This window comes from Sorangium sp. So ce204, from assembly GCF_051526795.1.
Taxonomy (GTDB): Bacteria; Myxococcota_A; Polyangia; order Polyangiales; family Polyangiaceae; genus Sorangium; species Sorangium cellulosum_B.
The window spans coordinates 3,935,323-3,955,369 of sequence record NZ_CP150317.1 but is presented as its reverse complement, the minus strand read 5'-3'; the positions used below and the strand labels follow the sequence as shown (position 1 = coordinate 3,955,369).

Here is a 20,047-nt window from a genome sequence, read left to right as displayed (position 1 = left end):
GCGCGCGGCTGTCAGAAAAAGAAAAAACGAACGCGTCGAGGCGACGCGGCTCCCTGGTCGGGACGACCCGGCGTGGTCGCGCGGTCGCCGCCCAGGAGCATTCGCCCGAATTTTCTGGACAATTCACAGGGATGCAGGGAGACGGGGAGTAAAATTCCACCGATCTCCCCGTCTCCCCGCCTCCCTGTTCAATTTTCCGCGAACAATGCCAGCCCAGGGGAGGCTTCGTCAGGTCAACGCCCTGCCCGAGCGCGCCTGAGTCAATTGTGAACGTTCACATTCTGCCAGTCAACCAAAATTGACGAGGGCGCGCCGCCGTCGACGGAGGCTCAGGAGCGCGGCCGGGGGATCCCGAGCCGCTGCCGCCGCTCCCACAGCGCCTTGCGGCTGATGCCGAGGCGGCGGGCGATCTCGGTCTCCGTCAGCTCGTGCTGGTGCTCGAGGACGAAGCGGCGGAAATACCCCTCGAGAGAGTCGGACGGGGGCTCTCCCTCGTGCGCGTCCGCGGCGGGCGCGGACGAAGGTGGTTGAAGGGGCGCGTCGAGCCCGAGCAGCTCCAGCCCGATCTCGCTCGCATCGGCGAGCACCATCGCGCGGTGAACGGCGTTCTCCAGCTCCCGGATGTTGCCCGGCCAGGGGGCCGCCGCGATGGCGGCGCGCGCCTCCGGCGTCAGCGTGAGCGGCGCGCGGCCCATCGCCCACGCGCGCCGCCGGAGCAGCGACTCCGCGAGGCGCACCGCATCGCCCGGCCGCTCGCGCAGCGGCGGGAGGCGGATCTCGAGGACCCGCAGCCGGAAGTAGAGGTCGCTCATGAACGATCCGTCGCGCACCATCGCCACGAGATCTCGGCGCGTCGCCGCGATGAGGCGCACGTCGACGCGCCGGGCGCGGGTCGCGCCCACGCGCCGCACCTCGCCCGTCTGGAGGAAGCGGAGGAGCCGCGCCTGGACCTTGGGCGGCAGCTCGGCGACCTCGTCGAGCAGCAGCGTCCCGCCCTCCGCGGCCTCGCAGAGCCCCGCGCGCGCCGAGATCGCGCCGGGGACGGCGCCGCGCTCGTATCCGAAGAGCTCCCCCTCGATCTGCCCCTCGGGGATGGCCGCGCAGTGGACCGGGACGAACGCCAGCTGCCGGCGCGGGCTCAACCGGTGCACGGCGCGGGCGAGCGTCTCCTTGCCCGTGCCGCTCTCGCCGAGGACGAGCAGCGTCGCCTCGCTCGGGGCGACCTTGCGCACCCGCGCGAACACCTCGCGCATGACCGCAGAGCCGCCGACCATGCCCTCGAGCTCGTCGTCCTCGGATGTAGGCGGCACGGGCGGCGCAGACGGCGCGGGCGGCGCAGACGGCGCGGGCACCGAGGCGCCTTGCGCGCCGTCGGGGAGCGCGCTCCGCGCGGGCCGCGCGCCGGGGAGATGATGGTCGAGGAGGGCGACGAGCTCGGCATGATCGAACGGCTTCGACAGGTAATCCGCGGCGCCGCGCTTCACGGCGTCCACGGCCGCCTTCACCGTGGCGTAGCTCGTCATGAGCACGACCGGCGCGCCGCCGCACTGCCCGACGAGCGCGGTGCCCGGCGCGCCCGGCAAGCGCACGTCGGCCAGCACCAGATCGAACGCGCGCAGATCGTGATCCGCCGAGGCATCCTCGACCGACCCCGCCTCGATGACGTCGTGCCCATGACGAACGAGCAGCCGCCGGAGCTCCGTCCGGATGACGACCTCGTCCTCGACCAGCAGGATCCGGCTCACGGCGCCACCTCGAGCCCGCGCATGAGACAAGGCTACTCAGGACCGTTGCGGCTGAATACGCGAGGACGCACAGCGCAACGCGTCAACGCTGGCGGCTCAGTTGTCCAGGTCACCGGTCATAGCGCCCCACGAGGGCCGGGGCGCTTCTCCGCCGGGGGAGCGGTGGTCTTCGTCGGGCGCGCGGCGGCGCGGAGCTCCGCGCGCCCGATCGGGCGCCCCCCACGAGCGGCCTCCGCTCTACTTGGGCTGGGGGACGAACAGCAAGAGGTCGACGGCGTTCGCCAGCGCCTCCAGGCCGGTCGGGTTGAAGTGCAGCCCGTCATCCTGGAAGTCAAGGTCAGCCTTCAGCTTGGTAGGATCGCTGGGGTCCACGACCGCCGGCTCGAAATCGATGACCTCGTCGAACTTGCCGCTCGTGCGGATCCAGGTGTTGACCGTCTGGCGGGTCGTCTCGCGGGCCGCGGAGAAGTACCCGGTGCCGAGCGGCGTGATGGGCGCTCCATAAACGAGCAACCCTTTCTCCTTCGCCTTGGTGATGAACTCTTCATAGGCCGCGATCAGGTTCTCGGCGACGGGCGGCTGGCTGTCGGTGCCGATGTCATTCACGCCGATGAACGTGATCAGCCATTTCGCGCCGCGCTGGTCCAGGACGTCACGCTGGAAGCGGGCCTTGGCGGTCGGCCCGAGCCCGCCGGCGAGCACGTTGCCCCCGCCGATGCCGAGGTTGAGCACGGCGACCTGCTGGGTGCCCTGATTGGACCGCAGCCGGCGAGACAGGAAGTCCGGCCAGCGGGTGTTCCCGTCCGTGTCCGAGCCGCGGCCATCGGTGATCGAGTCACCCAGGATGACGACCGCCGCCGCCTCGGGGGCCGCATCGACGTCGAGGCCCGTGATGTAGTACCAGTGAGCGGTGGACACAGGGGAGGTCAGGTTCGCCGCCGAGACCCCGTTGCCGGTCTGGATATACGAGTTGGTCCGCGAGCCCGGGTGCCCGGTGATCCCGGCCGGCACGGCGCCGAACTTGATGGTCACCGCCATCTTGGTGTTGGGCTTGATGGTGTACTCGATCGGATCGGAGAAGATGGTCTTGCCCACCGCGAGGGTCACCGAATCGGCGCCCGCGAACTTCAGGGCCTGATCGGTGGCCACGTTGATGCCGTCGGCGGTCGTCGACTCCGCGATGTGGACCGACTCCATGGTCACCGGCCCGTCGCCGAACTCGTTCGAGAGCAGCAGCCGCACGCCCTTGCCGCCGATCGAGGTGTAGATCACCTGGCGCAGCGTGTTGTTGGTCAGGCCCGGCTCGGGCGGGTTGTTGTTGGGCTCGGTCAGCTGCGGACCGGTCGTCCACGTCCCGACCCAGTGCGCCTCCGCCGCGCCGCCGGCGCCGCCACCGCCGCCTTCGCCGCCTTCGCCGCCACCACCCGTGGCCCCGCCGCCCCCGGTGTCGCCAGCGCCGCCACCGCCGGTGTCGCCGCCGCCACCGCCGCCGCCGCCAGAGGCATCACCCCCGCCGGAGCTCGCCGCGCTGCTCGAGCTGGACGTCGAGCTCGACGTGCTGCTGGATGTCGTGGTGTCCGTGTCATCGCCGCAGCCGGTGACAGCCAAAAACAGAAGAGCACAAAGTATTCTTCGCATGGTCCTCGACGCTCGAAAGATTGCTGTGTACGTGATCGTTCGAATTGCCCCTCGGCGCACCGCCCCCGCCGACCAGCAGCACCTTCAGCGCATTCGAACGTTCGATTTTTTTATTTTCAGCCGATAGCGCGCCGGTTCGCTCGTGCGCGCAGCGTCGCCCGGATCGAGCCCGGATCGATCGAACAGCTCATCTGGATGGCTGCGCTGCCCACCGTCGATGTCCGGAGGCGCGCGGGAGAGCGCGGGCCGATGCCATGCCCCTCACACGCGCCATCGAGTGTGTCACACGAGGACCCGATATACTACTCGGTTCATCGCCGGGAGAACGCCCGGGGCGCGCCGTCCGGCCACGTGGCGTTACGTTCGGTAACGCTTCGATGCGCTCGCGTTACGTTCGGTAACACCCGGCGCAACGCGTCGTCGAGGCGCTTCGACCCACGGCCCGAGGCCGCCGTGGGGCGCGCGGGCGGCGCTCCGGCCGGCGCCGGCGGCGCGCCGCCGGGCGGTTGGCGGCGGGGGTCAGGACGAGCGCTCGGAGGGACCGGCGGCGAGGGCCTCGTGCACGGCCTCGCGCGTCCCGGTGCCGGCGAGGAGGTGCCACGCTCGGAGCGTCGGCAGATCGCGCATGGCCTCCACGGCCAACCGCAGCGGCGGCGGCATGGGGCCGAACCGAGCTTCGTAGAGCTCGATCGTCGCCTGCGCCATCCCTTGCGCCATCCCTTGCGCGACCCCCTGCGTGCGTCCCTGCTCGATGAATTGCTCGACGAGTTCCTGCGTGGTCATCACGAACTCCTCTTCTTCCGGTGTCGCGGGCCCGCGCTGGGCGACCTCCGCTCGGAAGCGTAGCAGAGGACCGAGCGCGATGTCGCGCTCCGACGCGTCCTCCGGCAGCCGCCGGAAATCTTCGATCGCCTCTCGCAGTACGCGTCCTCCGCCCATCAGCCGCATCAGCAGGGTCGAGCGCACGCGCGGCAGCTCGCCGAGGACGATCAGCGCGGTTCGCAGCAGTCCGGGGCCTTCGTACACCCCCGCGGGCCACCCGGCCATCGGCTCCATGCGCAGACCGGCGATCACGGCGGTTGGGCGACCGGTCGACAACATCCACAGAAACGGGGGTTCGGAAGCGCGGTTGCGGGCCACGTAGCTTCGCCACACGGCGAGGTGCTTGTGCACGCATGCGCGCACCTCGTCCGCGCTCGGCGTGTCGCTGTAGGCCTCGATGGTGCACGCCGTCTCCGCGAGGCGGCCGAGGAGCCCGAGCCGCTCTCGCCCCGACGCGCGCGCGGGGTCGGGCTCATACCATAGGTCCGCATGCTGCGCCTCTCCGGCGACCTCGGCGTCGGTCACGACCTTGCCGATCGGTGTCATCCCCTCCTGAGCGATGTCCTTCGCCAGCCGATCGAATCGGTTCCGCATGGCGGGCGCAGGCTGGCACGCCGTGCGGACGAGACGAAGAAAAATGCAGGCTCGTCCGCGCGGCTGGCATCGCAAACCGCTTACGCGCGATCGGCCCGATGCATTTTCATTTCCTCATACCAACTGCCACCAACGGCCTGCTCACAAGGTGCGATCGCAGCCGGCGGACCTCGCCAATCGCCGCGTTTTCCTTTCGTGGCCCCCGGAGCCAGGGCGGGCTCTCCGAGCTCGCGGACGCCGACCCCGCCCTCGGTGACACGGCCCTCGACGTCCCCCGGTCTCGGAGAAATTCGGCCGTACCCGAGGAGCGCCGCTCCGATGGTAGGATGCGGCGCATGCCCCTGCCGCACCTCGATCCCGGAGCCCTCGAGGCCATCGTCGAACCGACGGGCGGGCCGCACCCGACCGGAGCGGTCCGCGCGTGCCGGCGCTCCTTGGGCCTCCACGGGGGATGAGCGCTCCCATGGACCGAGAGTGGCCGCTCGACGCGGACGACTTCTCCGCCTACTACGCCTTCGCGCCCGCGGCGCTCGCCATCCGCGAGTGCGTGCGGCTGCGCGCCGTGCGCGAGCTCGACCTGCCGGAGCCGCTGCTCGACGTCGGCTGCGGCGACGGCCTGTTCGCGCGCCTCGCCTACCCGGACAAGCAGGCGTGGGGCATCGACATCAACCCGACCGAGGTGCAGCGCGCGCAGCGGACCGCGTCGTACCGCACGCTCATCTGCGGCAACATCGTCAACGTCCACCTGCCCGCGGGGTTCTTCGGCAGCGCCATCGCCAACTGCAGCCTCGAGCACGTGCCCGATCTCCACGGCGCCCTCGTGAACATCCGGCGCGCGCTCAGGCCCGGAGCGCGGTTCGTGCTCATCGTGCCCACGCCCGACTGGACGTACCAGCTCGCCCTGCCCGAGGCGCTCCGCTCCGTGGGCCTGGTCGGCCTCTCGCGGGCGTACGGCGACGCGCTCGATCGGGTCTTTTCGCACGTCCACCTCTACGACGAGGCGGGCTGGCGCGATCACCTCGCGCGCGCGGGCTTCGACCTCGTGGAGACGCGCCCCATCGCGGGCCGGCCGACCTCGTGGGCGTTCGATTTCATGCTGTACCCGAGCTTGCTCGGCTACGTGATGCGCAAGCTCACCGGCCGCTGGATCGCCATGCCAGCGCTCCGCCCGCTCACCGTCGACGTCGCGCGCGCCCTTGTCAACGCGCTCGGGCGCCTCGCCCCGGGCGGCGACGCGGCCGCCGAGTACCTGCTCGTGGCGCAGGCGGGGCCCGATGGCTGAAACGGCGGCGCCGCCCGGCGACTACTTCTCGAACCACCGCCGCCGCGAGCGGTTCCCGTGGTCGCTCTACCACGGCGCGCTCACCCGCCCCCTCGCCCGCGCCATCGCCGCGCGCGGCCCGCGCCCGCGCGTGCTCCTCGTCGGCTGCGGCCTCGAAGGGGAGATCCCCGGCGCGCCGCCCGCGACCGAGCTCTACGGCTGCGATCTCGACGCGCGCGCCATCGAGGCGTGCCGGCGCCTCTACCCGGCGCGCGCAGCGCGCTTCGCCGTCTGTCCGGGGCCCTACGAGCTCCCGACGGGCGGCGGGTTCGACGGCCCGTTCGACGTCGTGCTCGCGAAGGAGGTCGTCGAGCACACCCTCGATCCGTCGCGCTGGGCGCGCGGGCTCTCGGCGCGCCTCGCGCCGGGCGGCGCGCTGCTGCTCACGACCCCGAACTACGGCCGCCTGTCGACGCTGCCGCTCCTCGAGGCCACGGTGCTCGAGTGGATCGCGCGCCGCGACGGCTTCTCGCGCAAGCACATCCACCCGAGCAAGTTCGACGAGCGCAGCCTCGCGGCGCTCGACGTCGGGGAGCGGATGCGGCTCGTGTCGGTGCGGCGCACGCTCACCGGCTGGTCGCTCCTCGGCACGTGGCAACGCGCCCCGGGCTGACCCGGGCGACGGCGAGCTCCGCTGATGCTCTACCTCCTGCTCGCGCTCGGCGTCCTCGTCCTCCGGCTGGCCGAGCTCCGCGCCGGCGCGGCCGCCGGCCCCGCCGCGCCCGCGCCGGCCGCAGCCGCCGCGCCCGCGCCGGCCGCAGCCGCCGCGCCCGCGCCCGCGCCGCGCCTCGCCTGGCTCGCCGCCGCCGCGGCGGTGGCGGTGGCGCTCCTGCCCGCGCTGCGCGACGCGCCCGCGCTCGCCGGGCCCGGCGCCGCGCTGCCGAAGGACACGATCTCGCACCTCGCCATCGCCTACGACATCGCGACGAGCGGCCTGCCGCACGGGTGGATCGCCACGAACAACGGCGGCTTCCCGATCGCGCTGCACTACCCGCCGGTCGGCTGGCTGCTCGTGGCGGCGCTGATCCGCCTCGGCGTCGCGCCGGTGGTCGCGGTGAAGGGGCTCGGCTTCGCGGCCTTCGTCGGGGCCCCGCTGGTCGTCCTCGCCGCGGCCCGCGCGGTCGGCGCGCGGCCCGCGTCGGCCGCCGCCGGCGCGGTGGCGCTCGCGTGGGTCGCGCCGTACGTGCAGTTCGCCGGCGGGTGGCCGTCGTTCTTCCTCCTCGGGCTGCTCTCGCAGATCCTGGTCATCCCCGTCGTCATCGCGTGGGCCGCCGCGGTGATCCGCCCCGCCCGCTTCGAGCTCGGGCCGGCGCTCGCCGCCGCCTGCGCGGCGACGCACCCGCAGGTCTTCACGGTGAGCGCCGCCGTCCTGGGCGCGGCGGCGATCGCCGCGTGGGATCGGCGGCTGTGCGCGCGCGTGCTCCGCTCGCTCGCCGGCGGCGGCCTGGTCGCGGCCGCGCTCTACGGCCCCGGCATCGCGTCGATGGCCGCGCCCTTCGGCTGGCCCGCCGGCCTCGGCTGGCGGCACATCGGCTTCGGACCCGAGCGCGTGCTGCCGTGGATGCTCGAGGGCGACCTGCTGGACTACGAGCACGCCCCGGTGATCGGCTCCGCGTGGATCGCCGCCTGTCTCCTGCACGTCCTGCACGCGACGCGCCTCCGCGCCCCGGCGTCGCGGGCCGTCCTCGCGGCGTCGGCGGTCGCGCTGCTCCTGTCGATGAGCGGCGGCTGGATCGTCGGCGCAGGCCCGCTCGGCCGCGCGCTGCTCTCGCTGTTCCAGCCGATGCGCGCCCTCGCCCTCCTGCCGCTCGTCGCGGCCGCGGCCATCATCACCGCGCTCGACCTCGCGGCGGCGGCGCTCGCGCGCATCGGCGCCGCGCTGGCAGCGCGGGGCGCGCGCCGCTCGCGCCCCGCGCTCGCCGGGCTCCTGCCGGCCGCGCTCGCCGCGGCCCTGCCGGCCGCGCTCGCGCTCGTCGCGGCCCTCGAGATCCCCGCCCGCGCGGCCGAGCTCCACGTCCTTGCAGAGAAGCAGGCCGCGCTCGTCGCGTCGCGCCGCTGCCCGCCGCCCGCCGAGGGCTTCGACCCTGATCTCATCGCCCGCTGGCTCGCCGAGGCGCCGCACGGCCGCGCGAGCTACGCCGACGAGGACGAGTTCGCGACCTGCTCGATGATGCACGCCGCCGATCTCCGCCGCGCGGTCCCGATGGCCTTCTCGACCGGCGCCGGCGCGCATGTGGGCGTTCACGCCGCGGCCTTCCTCGAGGTGGCGCCCGAGCGCCCCGGGAGCGCCGCGCGCGCGGAGGCGCTCGGCATCCGCACGCTCATCCACCTGACAACGCAGCGGCCGGGGCCGCCCGAGGCGTGGGCGCTCGTGGACAGGCGCGGCGGGGTCGAGCTGTCCCGGCGGGTGGGCGGCACGGACTACGTGGGGCTCGGGTGCGTGCGCGAGGTGTGGCGCGGCCGGGAGGCCGATCTGCTCGCGGCGCTCTTCGAGCACCTGAAGCAGCCGCGCACCGTGCTCGACACGCCGGGTGAGCTCGTGGCGCTGGAGGCGACCCGCGGCCCGATCGAGCGCGTGGCCGTGGCCGACGACGGCTGCGACGCGGCCCGCGCCAGCGTGCGCGAGGCGCCGCGCGAGCCGGGCGCGTACGAGGCGATCGTCGACGCCGAGGCGCCGGTCGACGTGGTCTTCCGCGCCACGGCGTACAGCGGCTGGCGCGTGCGCGACGGCGGCGCCGAGCTGGCCCCGCGGCGCGTCGCCCCGGGCTTCTTCGCGGTGCGCGTCGGGCCCGGCCGGCACCACCTGGAGGCGGTGGTGGCGCTGCCGCGGTTTTACCTGCCGGCGCTCGCGCTCGCGTGCGGGGCAGCGCTCGCGCTGGGGGCGCCGCGGCTCCGGCGGCCGATCTTCCGCCGGGGCCGGGTCACTGTCACCGGGCGCTGGTGACTGGATGGCTTCGCCGGCGCCGGAGCAATGGTAAAAGCGAACGCGCCGGGCAGCAGGGAGCAAGCGAGTGCAGAAGGCGGCGGAGGGGTCGACGTACACGCGGGTTGCTGTCGTGCAGCTCGCCTATCATCCGGCGATCGTCGTGGATCGGCGATCGCCGCTCGAGGATCCGCTCTTCGATCCCAGGGTGGCGTCGGACTCGCTCGTGCCGTCGCGGGGCGAGGTGCCGGAGGCGATCAAGCCGAAGCTGGACGCGCTCCGCCGGCGCATCCGGGAGGCGTACGATGCGCAGCTGCTCGCGCGGATAAAGGCGGTGCTCGCCGCGTGCCGCGAGTACGGCGCGAGGATCGTGGTGCTCCCCGAGTACAGCGTTCCGTGGGAGATCCTCGAGGGCGTCGCCGAGGCGGCGGGCGACATGGTCGTCGTGGCCGGGACGCACACGGTCGATCAAGCGGCGCGGCGGTCCGGGGTGTACGCGCGGCTCGGCGCGGCCGTGCTCCCGGCGATAGGACAGTCGGTGTGCCCGGTGCTCCATGGCGGGAGGTTGCTCGGCCTGCAACCGAAGCTGAGTCCGGCGATCCCGGAGCGGAGCTCGATGAAGTCTGGCGCGACTTGGGCGCCCGTCGAGATGCCAGACGGCCTCCCGGGGCCCATGGGCGTGCTGGTCTGTCTCGACTTCCTGTTTCGAGAGGGCGAACCGCACCGGAAGCTCGTGGCGGAGCGCCTCGGGGCGTGCCGGTTCCTCGCCGTGCCGAGCCTGACGCCGCACCACACGCTGCCGGAGTTCGCCGGCAAGGCGTGGGAGGAGGCGCGCCGGTATGGGCGGCCGGTGCTCTATTGCGACGGCGCGGAGGGCGGCGGCACGTCGGTGTATGTCGACGAGGGGCAGGCGCATGACCTGCGGCGGTTCCCGGATCGCGCCGGGTACCTCGATCCGGGCGACGAAGGGGTGATCGTCGCTGACGTCGACCTCGGATACGAGCGGGCCGGGAGGTCGACGCGCTACGAGGCGCCGAGGCCGGTGGTGCCGGTCGCCGAGGCGACATTCGTGTACCGCGGGCACCCGGCCGGGGAGGCGTACGCGCGGTGGCTCGACGAGGCGCGGGAGCTGCTCGCGCGGGATGACGACGACGCGCTGGTGGCGGTCGTCGCGCGGCTCGCTCAGGCGCGCGACGTGCTGCTGAACGCGGGCGCGCTCTCCGGGGCCGCGGCGCGGGGGAGGCGGCTCAGGCGGCTGTACGGCGAGCTCGACAAGGTGACCAGCGTCGAGCAGCTACGACAGTTCACGCGGGAGGTGGTGCTCCCGGCGCAGGTGCTGCCGCTCGATGCGCTGCGGTCGGCGATGGCCGGCGCGGCCGCCGACGTGGTGTTCGGGTGGATAACGCAGCGGGACGCGCGGGAGGCCGGGTTCACCGAGGTCGAGGCGCGGCTCCGGAAGGCGGTGGACGCGACGCGGGGAGCCGGCGAGTGGACGAGCGACGGGGCGGCGGCGCTCGGGGCCGTGGCGCAGGCGGTGCGCGGCCCACGCGAGGTCGACGAGAGCAGGCAGGCCGAGAGGCCGTTCCCAGAGGTGCGGGTGGTGCTGCCGGGAGGGCTCGACCCGGCTGCGCTCGGGACGAAGCGGGTCGGGGGGTGGATCCTCGCGTTTCAGAGGCGACCCGCTGACCTGATGGAGGTCGTGAAGGATCGCCTCCGGCGCGCGGCGGCTGACCCAGAAGTGCGGGTTTCCGCCAAGGAGCTCGACGAGCACGGGCGCGTCACGCGGTTTTCCGAGCATCAGATCAATGCGGCAGAGGACCTTCGCCTGCTCGCGATGGCGGAGGGGAGACAGCGCATCGCGACCGTCGGCGTCTCGTCCGAGGACCGGAGCGTTCCGCCCACGATCCTGATCGTCACTTCTCGAGACGAGGGGTGGGCCCTGTGGACCGACGGTGGCGAGGGATCCCTCGATGGTCGCTCGGAAGGGCTGCTCGCCGCGCTCGCCGAGACCGGGCTTGCGGGCGCCGCCTGCGACGAGGTCCCGCCGGATGTGCGGCGGGACCGGATCGCGGGTCTATTGCCCCGCTTCGGCGACGCGCGCGCCGTGATCGAGGCGCTCCGCGACCAGCGGCTGCGCGAGGTCGACGGCAGGTTCGTGGAGCCCGACGCCCGTGTCGACGGCGGGGAGCCCACACCGATGCTCGGCGCCCTCGATACATGGTTGTCGTCGGGTGAGCCGACAGCCCTCGTCCTCGGCGAGTTCGGGCTGGGGAAATCGACAGCGCTCGCCGTGTGGGCCGGCAGGCGCTGGGAATCCGGGGCGACGCCGCTGCCGCTCCTCGTGAACCTCGCCGGCGCGTCCGCATCGGCGAGCGCAGAGCAGCTCCTGCTCCAGGCCGCCCGGCTTGACGATGTTCCCGAGAACCGCGCCGCCGTGCGCCTCCTCACGCGGCATCGCCTGCTCGTCCCGTGCTTCGACGGCTTCGACGAGATGGCGACGCGCCTCGAGGCCGCGGAGCTCGCAGGCCGGCTCTCCGGGCTGATCGAGATCGCGGCGGGCGGAGGAAAGGTGATCGTCTCCTCGCGGGACAACTACTTTCCCAGCCAGGCGCACCTCACGACGACGACCGAGAGCGCGCTCTCGCAGGCGCTCGGCGGGCCGGCGGGGATCCGGCGCGTCGTGGTCCAGCCGTTCACCGACGATCACGTGCGCGATCTCGTGCGGCAGATCCGCGGCGAGGGCGGCGCCACGGCGGCGCTCTCGCGCATCGCCGGGATCTACGACCTCAAGGACCTGGTGCACCGGCCGCTGCTGCTCGGGATGGTGCTGGCCACGCTGGATGACCTCTCTCCCGGCGCGCAGGTCGGCCGGGCGGACCTCTACGAGGTGTACCTGAAGCGATGGCTCGACAACACGCGGAAGGACGACCCGGAGTGCTTTACCGACGAGCAGAAGAAGGAGTTCGCGGAGGCGCTGGCCGAGCAGCTCTGGCGGTCTGGAAAGGCGACCTGCACGTGGCAGGAGCTCCAGCGCTCCGTCCGCGCTCGCCTCTTCCCGCTCCTGCCCGAGGGCATGCCGCCGGGAGCGGCGTTCCTGGAGATCCAGGGAGGAGCGTTCTTCGTCCACGAGGGCGAGGACGGGTATCGCTTCGCGCACAAGTCGTTCCTCGAGTACTTCCTCGCCCGCGCGCTGGCGGCGACGCTGCCTGAACGGCCGGAGGAGGCGCTCCGGACAAGGCCGATCACGCAGGAGGTCGCGGCGTTCGTCGGAGAGATCCTGAGGGCAGACGGGGAGCCGAGGCGCGCGAGTGCTGTCCGCGCGGTCCAGTCGTTCCTCGCGAAGGATCGGCGGCCGCTCCAGCGACCCGTTGAGGCCGCCGAGAACGCCCTGCGGCTGCTGCTCGGCCTCTCTCGATGGGCGGGCGATGCGGCGGACTGGATCCCGGGCGGCGCGGATCTCCGCGGGGCGCAGCTCGACGGCGAGGATCTTCGCGGGGCGCGCCTCCCCGGCGCGAAGCTGGAGGGCGCGAACCTCGCCGGCGCCGATTTCTCCGAAGCGGATCTGACGGGCGCCGTGCTGAGCGGAGCCACGCTGTCGGGCGCGAAGCTCGACGGAGCGCTCCTCCGAGGCGTGATCGCGCATCGCGCAGACTTCACCCAGGCCGAGGCGAACGGTGCCGTGGTCGAGGCGGCGGACCTCACGCGCGCGGTCCTCCGGCAGTCGACCTGGACAGGAGGCCGCTGGAATGACGTGCGAGCCGAGGGCGCGGACGTGACCGCATGGCTGGCTGCGGGAGAGAACGAGCGCCCCGAGCGCGGGCAGAGCCTTGCTCCGGTACCACCGCAGGTGCAGGCGGAGCTCGTCTCGGGACACACCGCAGCCATCCAGGCGATTGCCTGGGCGCCTGACGGCAAGCGCCTGGCGAGCGCAGGAGACGACGGGACGGTGCGTCTCTGGGACCCGGACACCGGAAACGAGCTTGCTCGCCTCGAAGGACATTCGAATTTGGTCATGGCCGTTGCCTGGCGCCCCGACGGAAAGCGGGTGGCGAGCGCAGGAGTCGACGACACGGTGCGCCTGTGGGACCCGGACACCGGAAACGAGCTCGCTCCCCTCGTGGGACACTCAACTGCGGTCAGGGCCGTTGCCTGGCACCCCGACGGAAAGCGCCTGGCGAGCGCAGGAGACGACGGGACGGTGCGTCTCTGGGACCCGGACACCGGAAACGAGCTCGCTCCCCTCGTGGGACACTCAACTGCGGTCAGGGCCGTTGCCTGGCACCCCGACGGAAAGCGCCTGGCGAGCGCAGGAGTCGACGGGACAGTGCGCCTCTGGGACCTGGACACCGGCAACGAGCTCGTTCGCCTCGAAGGACATTCTATTTTGGTCATGGCCGTTGCCTGGCGCCCCGACGGAAAGCGCCTGGCAAGTGCAGGAGTCGACGACACGGTGCGTCTCTGGGACCCGGACACCGGAAACGAGCTCGTTCGCCTCGCAGGACATTCTAATCTGGTCATGGCCGTTGCCTGGCACCCCGACGGAAAGCGCCTGGCGAGCGCAGGAGTCGACGGGACGGTGCGCATCTGGGACCTGGACACCGGAAATGAGCTCGCTCCCCTCGTGGGACACTCAGCTGCGGTCAGGGCCGTTGCCTGGCACCCCGACGGAAAGCGCCTGGCAAGCGCAGGATTCGACGACACGGTGCGCCTCTGGGACCCGGACACCGGAAACGAGCTCGCTCGCCTCGTGGGTCATTCGGATTCGGTCAGGGCCGTTGCCTGGTACCCCGACGGAAAGCGCCTGGCGAGCGCAGGAGACGACAATACGGTGCGCCTCTGGGACCTGGACACCGGCAACAAGCTCGCTCGCCTCGTGGGACACTCAGCTGCGGTCAGGGCCGTTGCCTGGCATCCCGACGGAAAGCGCCTGGCGAGCGCAGGAGACGACGGGATGGTGCTCCTCTGGGACCTGGACACCGGAAACGAGCTCGCTCGCCTCGAAGAACATTCGATTTTGGTCATCGCCCTTGCCTGGCACCCCGACGGAAAGCGCCTGGCGAGTGCAGGAGACGACGGGACGGTGCTCCTCTGGGACCTGGACGCCGGCAACAAGCTCGCTCGCCTCGCAGGACATTCTAATTTCGTCATGGCCGTTGCCTGGCACCCCGACGGAAAGCGCCTGGCGAGCGCAGGGGACGACGGGACGGTGCTCCTCTGGGACTCGGACACTGGCAACAAGCTCGCTCGCCTCGTGGGACACTCAGCTGCGATCAGGGCCGTTGCCTGGCACCCCGCCGGAAAGCGCCTGGTGAGCGCAGGAGACGACAACACGGTGCGCCTCTGGGACCCGGACACCGGAAACGAGCTCGCTCGCCTCGTGGGTCATTCGGATTCGGTCATGGCCGTTGCCTGGCACCCCGCCGGAAAGCGCCTGGCGAGCGCAGGAGACGACAACACGGTGCGCCTCTGGGACCCGGACACCGGAAACGAGCTCGCTCGCCTTGTGGGTCATTCCTCCCGGATCCGGGCGATTGCATGGCACCCCGACGGAAAGCGCCTGGCGAGCGTCGGGGACGACTCGGTACGGATCTGGGACGCCTTCGACGGCAAGCTCCTCGCCTCGTTCGAATTCGCGGGTCTCGCCACACTCACCCGCACCGCCGGTGGCTTCTGCTCGTTCGGTGACCTCGACCCCGACCGCGCCCGCCTCGCCCTCCGGCGCCCCAACGCGACGACCACGCTTTACCTTCCCCTCGCCGGCTTCCGCGAGATCCTCCACCGCCCCGACAAGGTGAAGGCTGCGCTCTCCGGAGATCTCAGCGGCGACGACCTCGGCAAGGAGCTCGCCAGGCACGGCTACGCGGGCGGCGTCCCCTGGGATGGCAAAGCGCACGTCATCAAGGCTGGCCCCGCGGCCCCCCCCCCCACCGCTGCCGCCCCTGCGCCAGCGCTCGCCGCCGCTGCCCCCGCAGCCGCCGCCCCCGCCCCCGCGCCCGCCATCCTCGAGATCGCTCTCGAATCGCTCTCCGTCCCCGCCGACGCCCTCCCCAACCCCTTCCGCCCCGGCCCCGCCCTCACCGACGCCTCTGCCCTCCCCGGCCGCGCCCCCATCCTCGCGGAGCTCCTCGCCCTCATCGACAGCCGCAGCCCCGCGGTGCTCCGCGGCCCGCGCCGCTCGGGCAAGACCTCCATCCTCCACCACCTCGCCGCGCGCCTCTCCCCTTCCCGCACGGTCCACCACCGCTCTCTCGAGGGCCGCGCCTCTCCCCTCCGCACCGCCGACGATCTCGCCGTCTTCCTCGACCCCTCTCTCCAGTCCGACGCCACCCCCGCCCTCACCCTCCGCGACCGCCTCTCCAGCGCCGGCAACGCCGTCCTGCTCCTCGACGAGGTCGCCAATCTCCACCAGGCCGACGCCACCGTCTTCGCCTGGCTCCGCGCCGTCGGCCAGGAGAGGACCAGCGTCGTGCTCGTCGGCTCGCACTGGGACTGGGTCACCATCGTCGAGCACGCCTTCGCCGCCGCCCCGGGCTCCTCGTTCGGCAACGACGTCACCCCCATCAACCTCGGTCCGCTCCCCGAGGCGGACGCGATCCGCTTCCTCGTCGACACCACCCCTCCCGACGTCGCCGTGGAGGCCGAGCGCACCGCCCGCTGGATCGTCGAGCTCTGCGGCCCGTGGCCCTTCTATCTCCAGGTGATGGGGTATGCCCTCGTCCAGGCCGTCCGCGCAGGCCAGCGCCGCGCCCTGGTCGAGCGCGCCGGCGTGCGCGAGCTCTACGAGCAACGCCTCCTCCTCGACCGCGACGCGGCCTTCTTCCGCCCGCGCTGGGCCGAGCTGCCCCAGCGCGCGCGCGCCGTGCTCGGCGCCCTCCGCGGCGCCCCCGACGCGGCGCTGCCCGAGGTGCGCAGGCTGCCTTCCGAGGACGTCGCCGTCCTCTGCGACGCGGGCCTCTGCGATGCGCTCGGCGCATGGCTTTCGGATCCGCCGTTCTTCGACTGGATTCGCCGGGTGGCCAGGGAGCCGAGGAGAGAGCCGTGACGCGCGCGTTCGACGTGAGGAGAGCCTACGCACCGGAGCGCGATGTCCGCGATCATGCGCAGCTCCTGGATCTCTTGCAGTCCTTGCCGGTGAACGGCGTGATATGGCCGCTCGTCGGCGCGCGCAGGGCCGGGAAGACGTGGACGCTCAAGGCGCTCGAGCACCACCTCGGCCTCGCCGACAAGACGAGCGTGCGGTACATCGACCTCCGCAAGTTCGGCCGGGCGCTCCCCAGCGTGCCGCCGGGGACAACGCTCCTCCTGGATGAGCCGCAGCTCGCGGGTCAAGGCGGCAGCCCGCGCGACGCGAGCGCCTTCCTGCGGTGGTGCGTCGACCTCTACACCAACAACACAAGGATCTTCCTGGCGATGAGCCCCGCCGAGTGGATCGCGCTCGAGCGCGCGGCCTCCGGCGACGCCGGGCTCGTCTGCTCGCGGGACATGCGCTTCCTCGATCCCCTCACGCACAGCGAGGCGCTCAAGCTCGCCCGCACCGCGGTGTCGAGGGCGCTCCTCCCCGAGCTGCCCGCCACCTGGCGCCGGAATCCCTTCCTGCTCGAGCTCGTCTTCGAGCTCGCCGAGCAATCTCCCGCTCTGGCGAACACCCCATGGGCGCTCCTGCGAACGGCGCGCGTGAGCAGCGAGCGCATGGAGTTCGCCTATCACCGCGCCGTGTTCGAGGACGGGCTGACCGACGCGCAGCGGGGCGTGCTCCGCGAGATCGCGCGCGGCGCGTCTCCCCGCGACGAGAACGTCGATCTGCTCGAGCGCTGCGGCCTCGTCCAGCAGCGGGACGGGCGCCCCGTGCTCGCCGATCCGATCCTCGAAGCGAACCTGTGCCCGCTGCGGATCCACCATGTCTCCGACATCCATTTCGGCCCGAAATCCGCCGAGCGCATCGACGTGAAGGAGAGGAACCAGCACGGCGACACCATGACGGGCGGGCTGGGCCCCCTACGCGTCTGCGATCATTACGTCGAGCACGTCGCCGAGCTCGCCGCGTCCGGCCGCGCGCCGCACCTGCTCGTCGTGTCGGGCGACGTCGCCGAGTGGGCCGACGACGCCCAGTACGCCGAGGCCCGCCTCTGGCTCGATCAGGTCTCCAGGCACCTCGCGGATCACCCTCGCCTGCCGCCCGACGAGCCCAACGTGCTGCTCGTGGGCGGCAATCACGACGTCGACTGGCGGCAGGCGGCGGGGCCCGCCCAGGCCGACACGCAGGCGCGCCACGCGCCTTTCGCGCGGGCGTTCGGCGATCACCCGCGCTGCGCGCGGCCGCCGCTCGAGGAGCCGCCGGCGACGCGGGCGCTCGCGGTGGCGCGGTATGCGGATCTCGGGGTGGAGTTCGCGCTCCTCGGATCGGCGGAGTTCGGCGGCCAGGAGGAGAAGGATCCGGTCCGGGACGAGCTCCTCTCGCTCATCGGCCGCCTGCGGCAAGGCGCCATGGACGAGCCGGACGCCGAGCGCGCCGCGGCGCTGCGCGACCACGTCGCGCGCATCGATCCCGGCCTGGTCCACAACGCGGATCTCCAGCGCCTGCGCAGGGCGCAGTGGCACGCGCCGATCCGGATCGCGGTCCTGCATCACCCGGTGTCGCCGCTGCCGTCCACCGAGCTCGCCCGCTTCGGCGGCCTGATCAACGCAGGTGAGGTGAAGGACGCGCTGGCCCACAAGGAGTTCTGCCTGGTGCTCCACGGCCACAGCCACACGGGATGGTTCGGCAAGGAGCAGTGGCCGGAGCGGCACGAGGACTGGACGATCCGTATCGCCGCGGCGCCGTCGCTCTCCAGCCGGGAGGTGCAGGAGTACAACGGCTACAACGAGATCGAGATAGCGCGCGACGGCGTGGGCGGCGAGGTTGGCTATCACATCCACGTGAGGCGCGTGGTGAGACAGGGCGCGACCTGGACGCGGCTGGCGTCGATGGGACCGTTCGCGCCGGGGAAGTAGCGCCGCTGCGGAGGCGCGCGCTCATAGCGGGGAGCGCGCGTCGTGGGTCGCCAGGGTTCAAGGGGGCTTCCAGCGCGTCGAAGCGCGGCGGTTGCCGCGCTTTCCCGTCCTTGGCGGCCACCTGCGCGGCCTCGGCGGTCTTGCTGCGCAGCCCCGGCTCCCGCCTGCGCGTCCCACGGCCCCTCCTGCGCGGCCCCGGCGCTCCTGCTGCGCGGCCTCGCCGCTCTTGCTGCGCAGCCCCGGCTGCCGCCTGCGCGTCCCACTGCCCCTCCTGTGCGGCCCCGGCAGTCCTGCTGCGCGGCCTCGGCGGTCTTGCTGCGCAGCCCCGGCTGCCGCCTGCGCGTCCCACTGCCCCTCCTGCGCGGCCCCGGCGGTCCTGCTGCGCGGCCTCGGCGCTCTTGCTGCGCAGCCCCGGCTCCCGCCTGCGCACCTATCATGGTATGCTACCGTACAATCAATCGGCTCCTGAGCCGTCCCAGCCCTCTCCTGCATCCCCACTTGGTGTCCTATCACACATTCCCGTGGCCCCTGCGCAGCTCCGGTGTCGTCTTGCGCGGCGCTGCTCTCCTATCGCGACCTGGGCTTCGTGCTCTCCTCTGAGCAGAGCTTCGGTGTCACCGAGTTCCTTGATCGAGCGAACGCCCCTCGGCTGCTCGGGTTGCCGGCGGCACCCTGGCTGCATTCAGCGCGGAGATCGCGACGGCGATGGAGAGAATCTCCATCGCGGAGATCACGCAGGTCCAGGACGACATCGCGCATGCTAGATCTTCTCCGCGGGGCAGAACATGCTCGACCTCCCTCTCCTCGGCGCCGTGGACATGGAACGGACGCTCAGAAATGCGCGCTCGATCGCGGTGCTGGGGATCAAGCCGGAGAGCCGCCGGGACCTCGATGCGCACCAGATCCCGCTTTACCTCCAGAAGGTCGGCTACCACATCCTCCCCGTCCCGACCCGCTATCCCGAGGCGACCCAGATCCTCGGCGTGCCCGTCCACCGCCGCCTGATCGAGCTTCCCGCGCCCATCGACGTGCTGAACGTCTTCTGCAAGCCCGAGGAATTCATGCCCCACGTCGAGGATGCGCTCGTGTTGCGTCCGCCTCTGGTGTGGTTCCAATCGGGGTTGCTCGAGCTCTCGGCGGCGCGCAGGCTGCTCGACGCCGGGATTCCGGTCGCGGAGGATTGTATCGGCTGCCGGCGCGCGTCGATGTGGCCTTCCATCGAGCCATTCGAAGCACAGCGCGCGGCGGCGGGCTCGCGGACGCCATGAAAACGGGCCCGCGCTCGACGCCTCCCGGCCTCGTGTGGATCCCTGGCGGCACCTTCACGATGGGCCACGAGCCGATCTTCGAATCCGAGGCGCCCAACCCACCTCATCGCGTCGAGCTGTCGCCCTTCTGGATCGGCGCTCACCCGGTCACCCGCGCCGAATACAGCACCTTCGTCGAGGCGACGGGCGCCGCGGCGCCGCCCTCCGCGGGCCGGCCAGAGCTCGACGCGCCCGATCGGCCCGTGGTGAACGTGAGTTACATCGAAGCCCTGCGGTATTGCGCCTGGGCCGGGGGGACCTTGCCCACCGAGGCGCAATGGGAGCTCGCCGCGCGCGGGTTCGATGGGCGGCGATATCCCTGGGGAGACGACCCCCCGGACGAACGGCGCGCCTGCTTCGCCGAGGACTGGAATCGCGGCGGGCCGAGCCCGACAGGCGCGCACCCGGCCGGCGCGAGCCCTTTTGGTTGTCACGACATGGCCGGCAATGTCTGGAGCTGGTGCCTGGACGCGTTCCGCGCGGACGCGCACCTCGAACGAACGCGCCTCGGCCGCGATCCGCGCGTGGGCGGCGCGACGCGGGTGCGCCCGCTGCGAGGCGGGTGCTGGCGCAGCATCGAGAGCAGGCTCCAGTCGGCGTACCGCAACTGGAGCCACGAGGTCGCGCGACATACAACGATCGGCTTTCGCCTCTGTGTCTCGACGGTTTGACGCGAACGCCGTCAAGGCGAAGGCAGATCGCGTGA

At 72.3% G+C, this 20,047-nt stretch carries 10 protein-coding genes; 7 read left to right on the top strand and 3 right to left on the bottom strand.

What is annotated here, in order from left to right; translation table 11 throughout:
* Positions 1-329: 329 nt before the first annotated feature.
* The 3 genes from WMF22_RS14795 to WMF22_RS14785 all read right to left on the bottom strand — a co-directional run bounded on the left by WMF22_RS14795 (position 330) and on the right by WMF22_RS14785 (position 4,556).
* Positions 330-1,745: a sigma-54-dependent transcriptional regulator gene (locus WMF22_RS14795; protein ID WP_438036145.1), complete on the bottom strand. Its 1,416-nt coding sequence runs from the start codon at positions 1,743-1,745 to the stop codon at positions 330-332.
* 237 nt (positions 1,746-1,982) lie between these two features.
* Positions 1,983-3,383, bottom strand: a complete 1,401-nt coding sequence (locus WMF22_RS14790) for an SGNH/GDSL hydrolase family protein (protein ID WP_438036144.1) — start codon at positions 3,381-3,383, stop codon at positions 1,983-1,985.
* Between the two features lie 519 nt (positions 3,384-3,902).
* The gene (locus WMF22_RS14785; protein WP_437299725.1) at positions 3,903-4,556 is read right to left on the bottom strand and encodes a hypothetical protein; all 654 of its coding nucleotides are present in this window, start codon (positions 4,554-4,556) and stop codon (positions 3,903-3,905) included.
* A 706-nt stretch (positions 4,557-5,262) separates the two neighbouring features.
* Between WMF22_RS14785 and WMF22_RS14780 the strand changes: the two genes are divergently transcribed.
* The 7 genes from WMF22_RS14780 (at position 5,263) to WMF22_RS14750 (ending at position 20,012) form a co-directional block, all read left to right on the top strand.
* Positions 5,263-6,081 carry a class I SAM-dependent methyltransferase gene (locus tag WMF22_RS14780; RefSeq protein WP_438036143.1) on the top strand — a complete coding sequence of 273 codons (819 nt, stop codon included), beginning with the start codon at positions 5,263-5,265 and terminating at the stop codon, positions 6,079-6,081.
* Complete coding sequence (locus tag WMF22_RS14775; RefSeq protein WP_438036142.1) at positions 6,074-6,733, top strand: class I SAM-dependent methyltransferase; 660 nt, start codon at positions 6,074-6,076, stop codon at positions 6,731-6,733. The genes WMF22_RS14780 and WMF22_RS14775 overlap by 8 nt, the downstream gene beginning before the upstream one ends.
* 24 nt (positions 6,734-6,757) lie before the next feature.
* The gene (locus WMF22_RS14770; RefSeq protein ID WP_438036141.1) at positions 6,758-9,064 is read left to right on the top strand and encodes a hypothetical protein; all 2,307 of its coding nucleotides are present in this window, start codon (positions 6,758-6,760) and stop codon (positions 9,062-9,064) included.
* Positions 9,065-9,131: 67 nt separating this feature from the next.
* On the top strand, positions 9,132-16,085 hold the full coding sequence (locus WMF22_RS14765; protein ID WP_438036140.1) for a pentapeptide repeat-containing protein: 6,954 nt from the start codon (positions 9,132-9,134) through the stop codon (positions 16,083-16,085).
* Positions 16,082-18,034 carry a metallophosphoesterase gene (locus WMF22_RS14760; protein ID WP_438036139.1) on the top strand — a complete coding sequence of 651 codons (1,953 nt, stop codon included), beginning with the start codon at positions 16,082-16,084 and terminating at the stop codon, positions 18,032-18,034. Before WMF22_RS14765 ends, WMF22_RS14760 begins: the two co-directional genes overlap by 4 nt.
* Before the next feature lie 785 nt (positions 18,035-18,819).
* Entirely contained in the window at positions 18,820-19,302 is a 483-nt protein-coding gene (locus tag WMF22_RS14755; RefSeq protein WP_438036138.1) for a CoA-binding protein, read from the top strand.
* Positions 19,299-20,012, top strand: a complete 714-nt coding sequence (locus tag WMF22_RS14750; protein ID WP_438036137.1) for a formylglycine-generating enzyme family protein — start codon at positions 19,299-19,301, stop codon at positions 20,010-20,012. The genes WMF22_RS14755 and WMF22_RS14750 overlap by 4 nt, the downstream gene beginning before the upstream one ends.
* The last annotated feature ends 35 nt before the right edge of the window (positions 20,013-20,047 follow it).

Coding starts and splice junctions, on each gene's coding strand:
- WMF22_RS14775 (WP_438036142.1), top strand. CDS start 6,074: ATGGCTGAAACGGCGGCGCCGCCCGGCGACTACTTCTCGAACCACCGC.
- WMF22_RS14755 (WP_438036138.1), top strand. CDS start 18,820: ATGCTCGACCTCCCTCTCCTCGGCGCCGTGGACATGGAACGGACGCTC.
- WMF22_RS14770 (WP_438036141.1), top strand. CDS start 6,758: ATGCTCTACCTCCTGCTCGCGCTCGGCGTCCTCGTCCTCCGGCTGGCC.
- WMF22_RS14750 (WP_438036137.1), top strand. CDS start 19,299: ATGAAAACGGGCCCGCGCTCGACGCCTCCCGGCCTCGTGTGGATCCCT.
- WMF22_RS14790 (WP_438036144.1), bottom strand. CDS start 3,383: ATGCGAAGAATACTTTGTGCTCTTCTGTTTTTGGCTGTCACCGGCTGC.
- WMF22_RS14780 (WP_438036143.1), top strand. CDS start 5,263: ATGGACCGAGAGTGGCCGCTCGACGCGGACGACTTCTCCGCCTACTAC.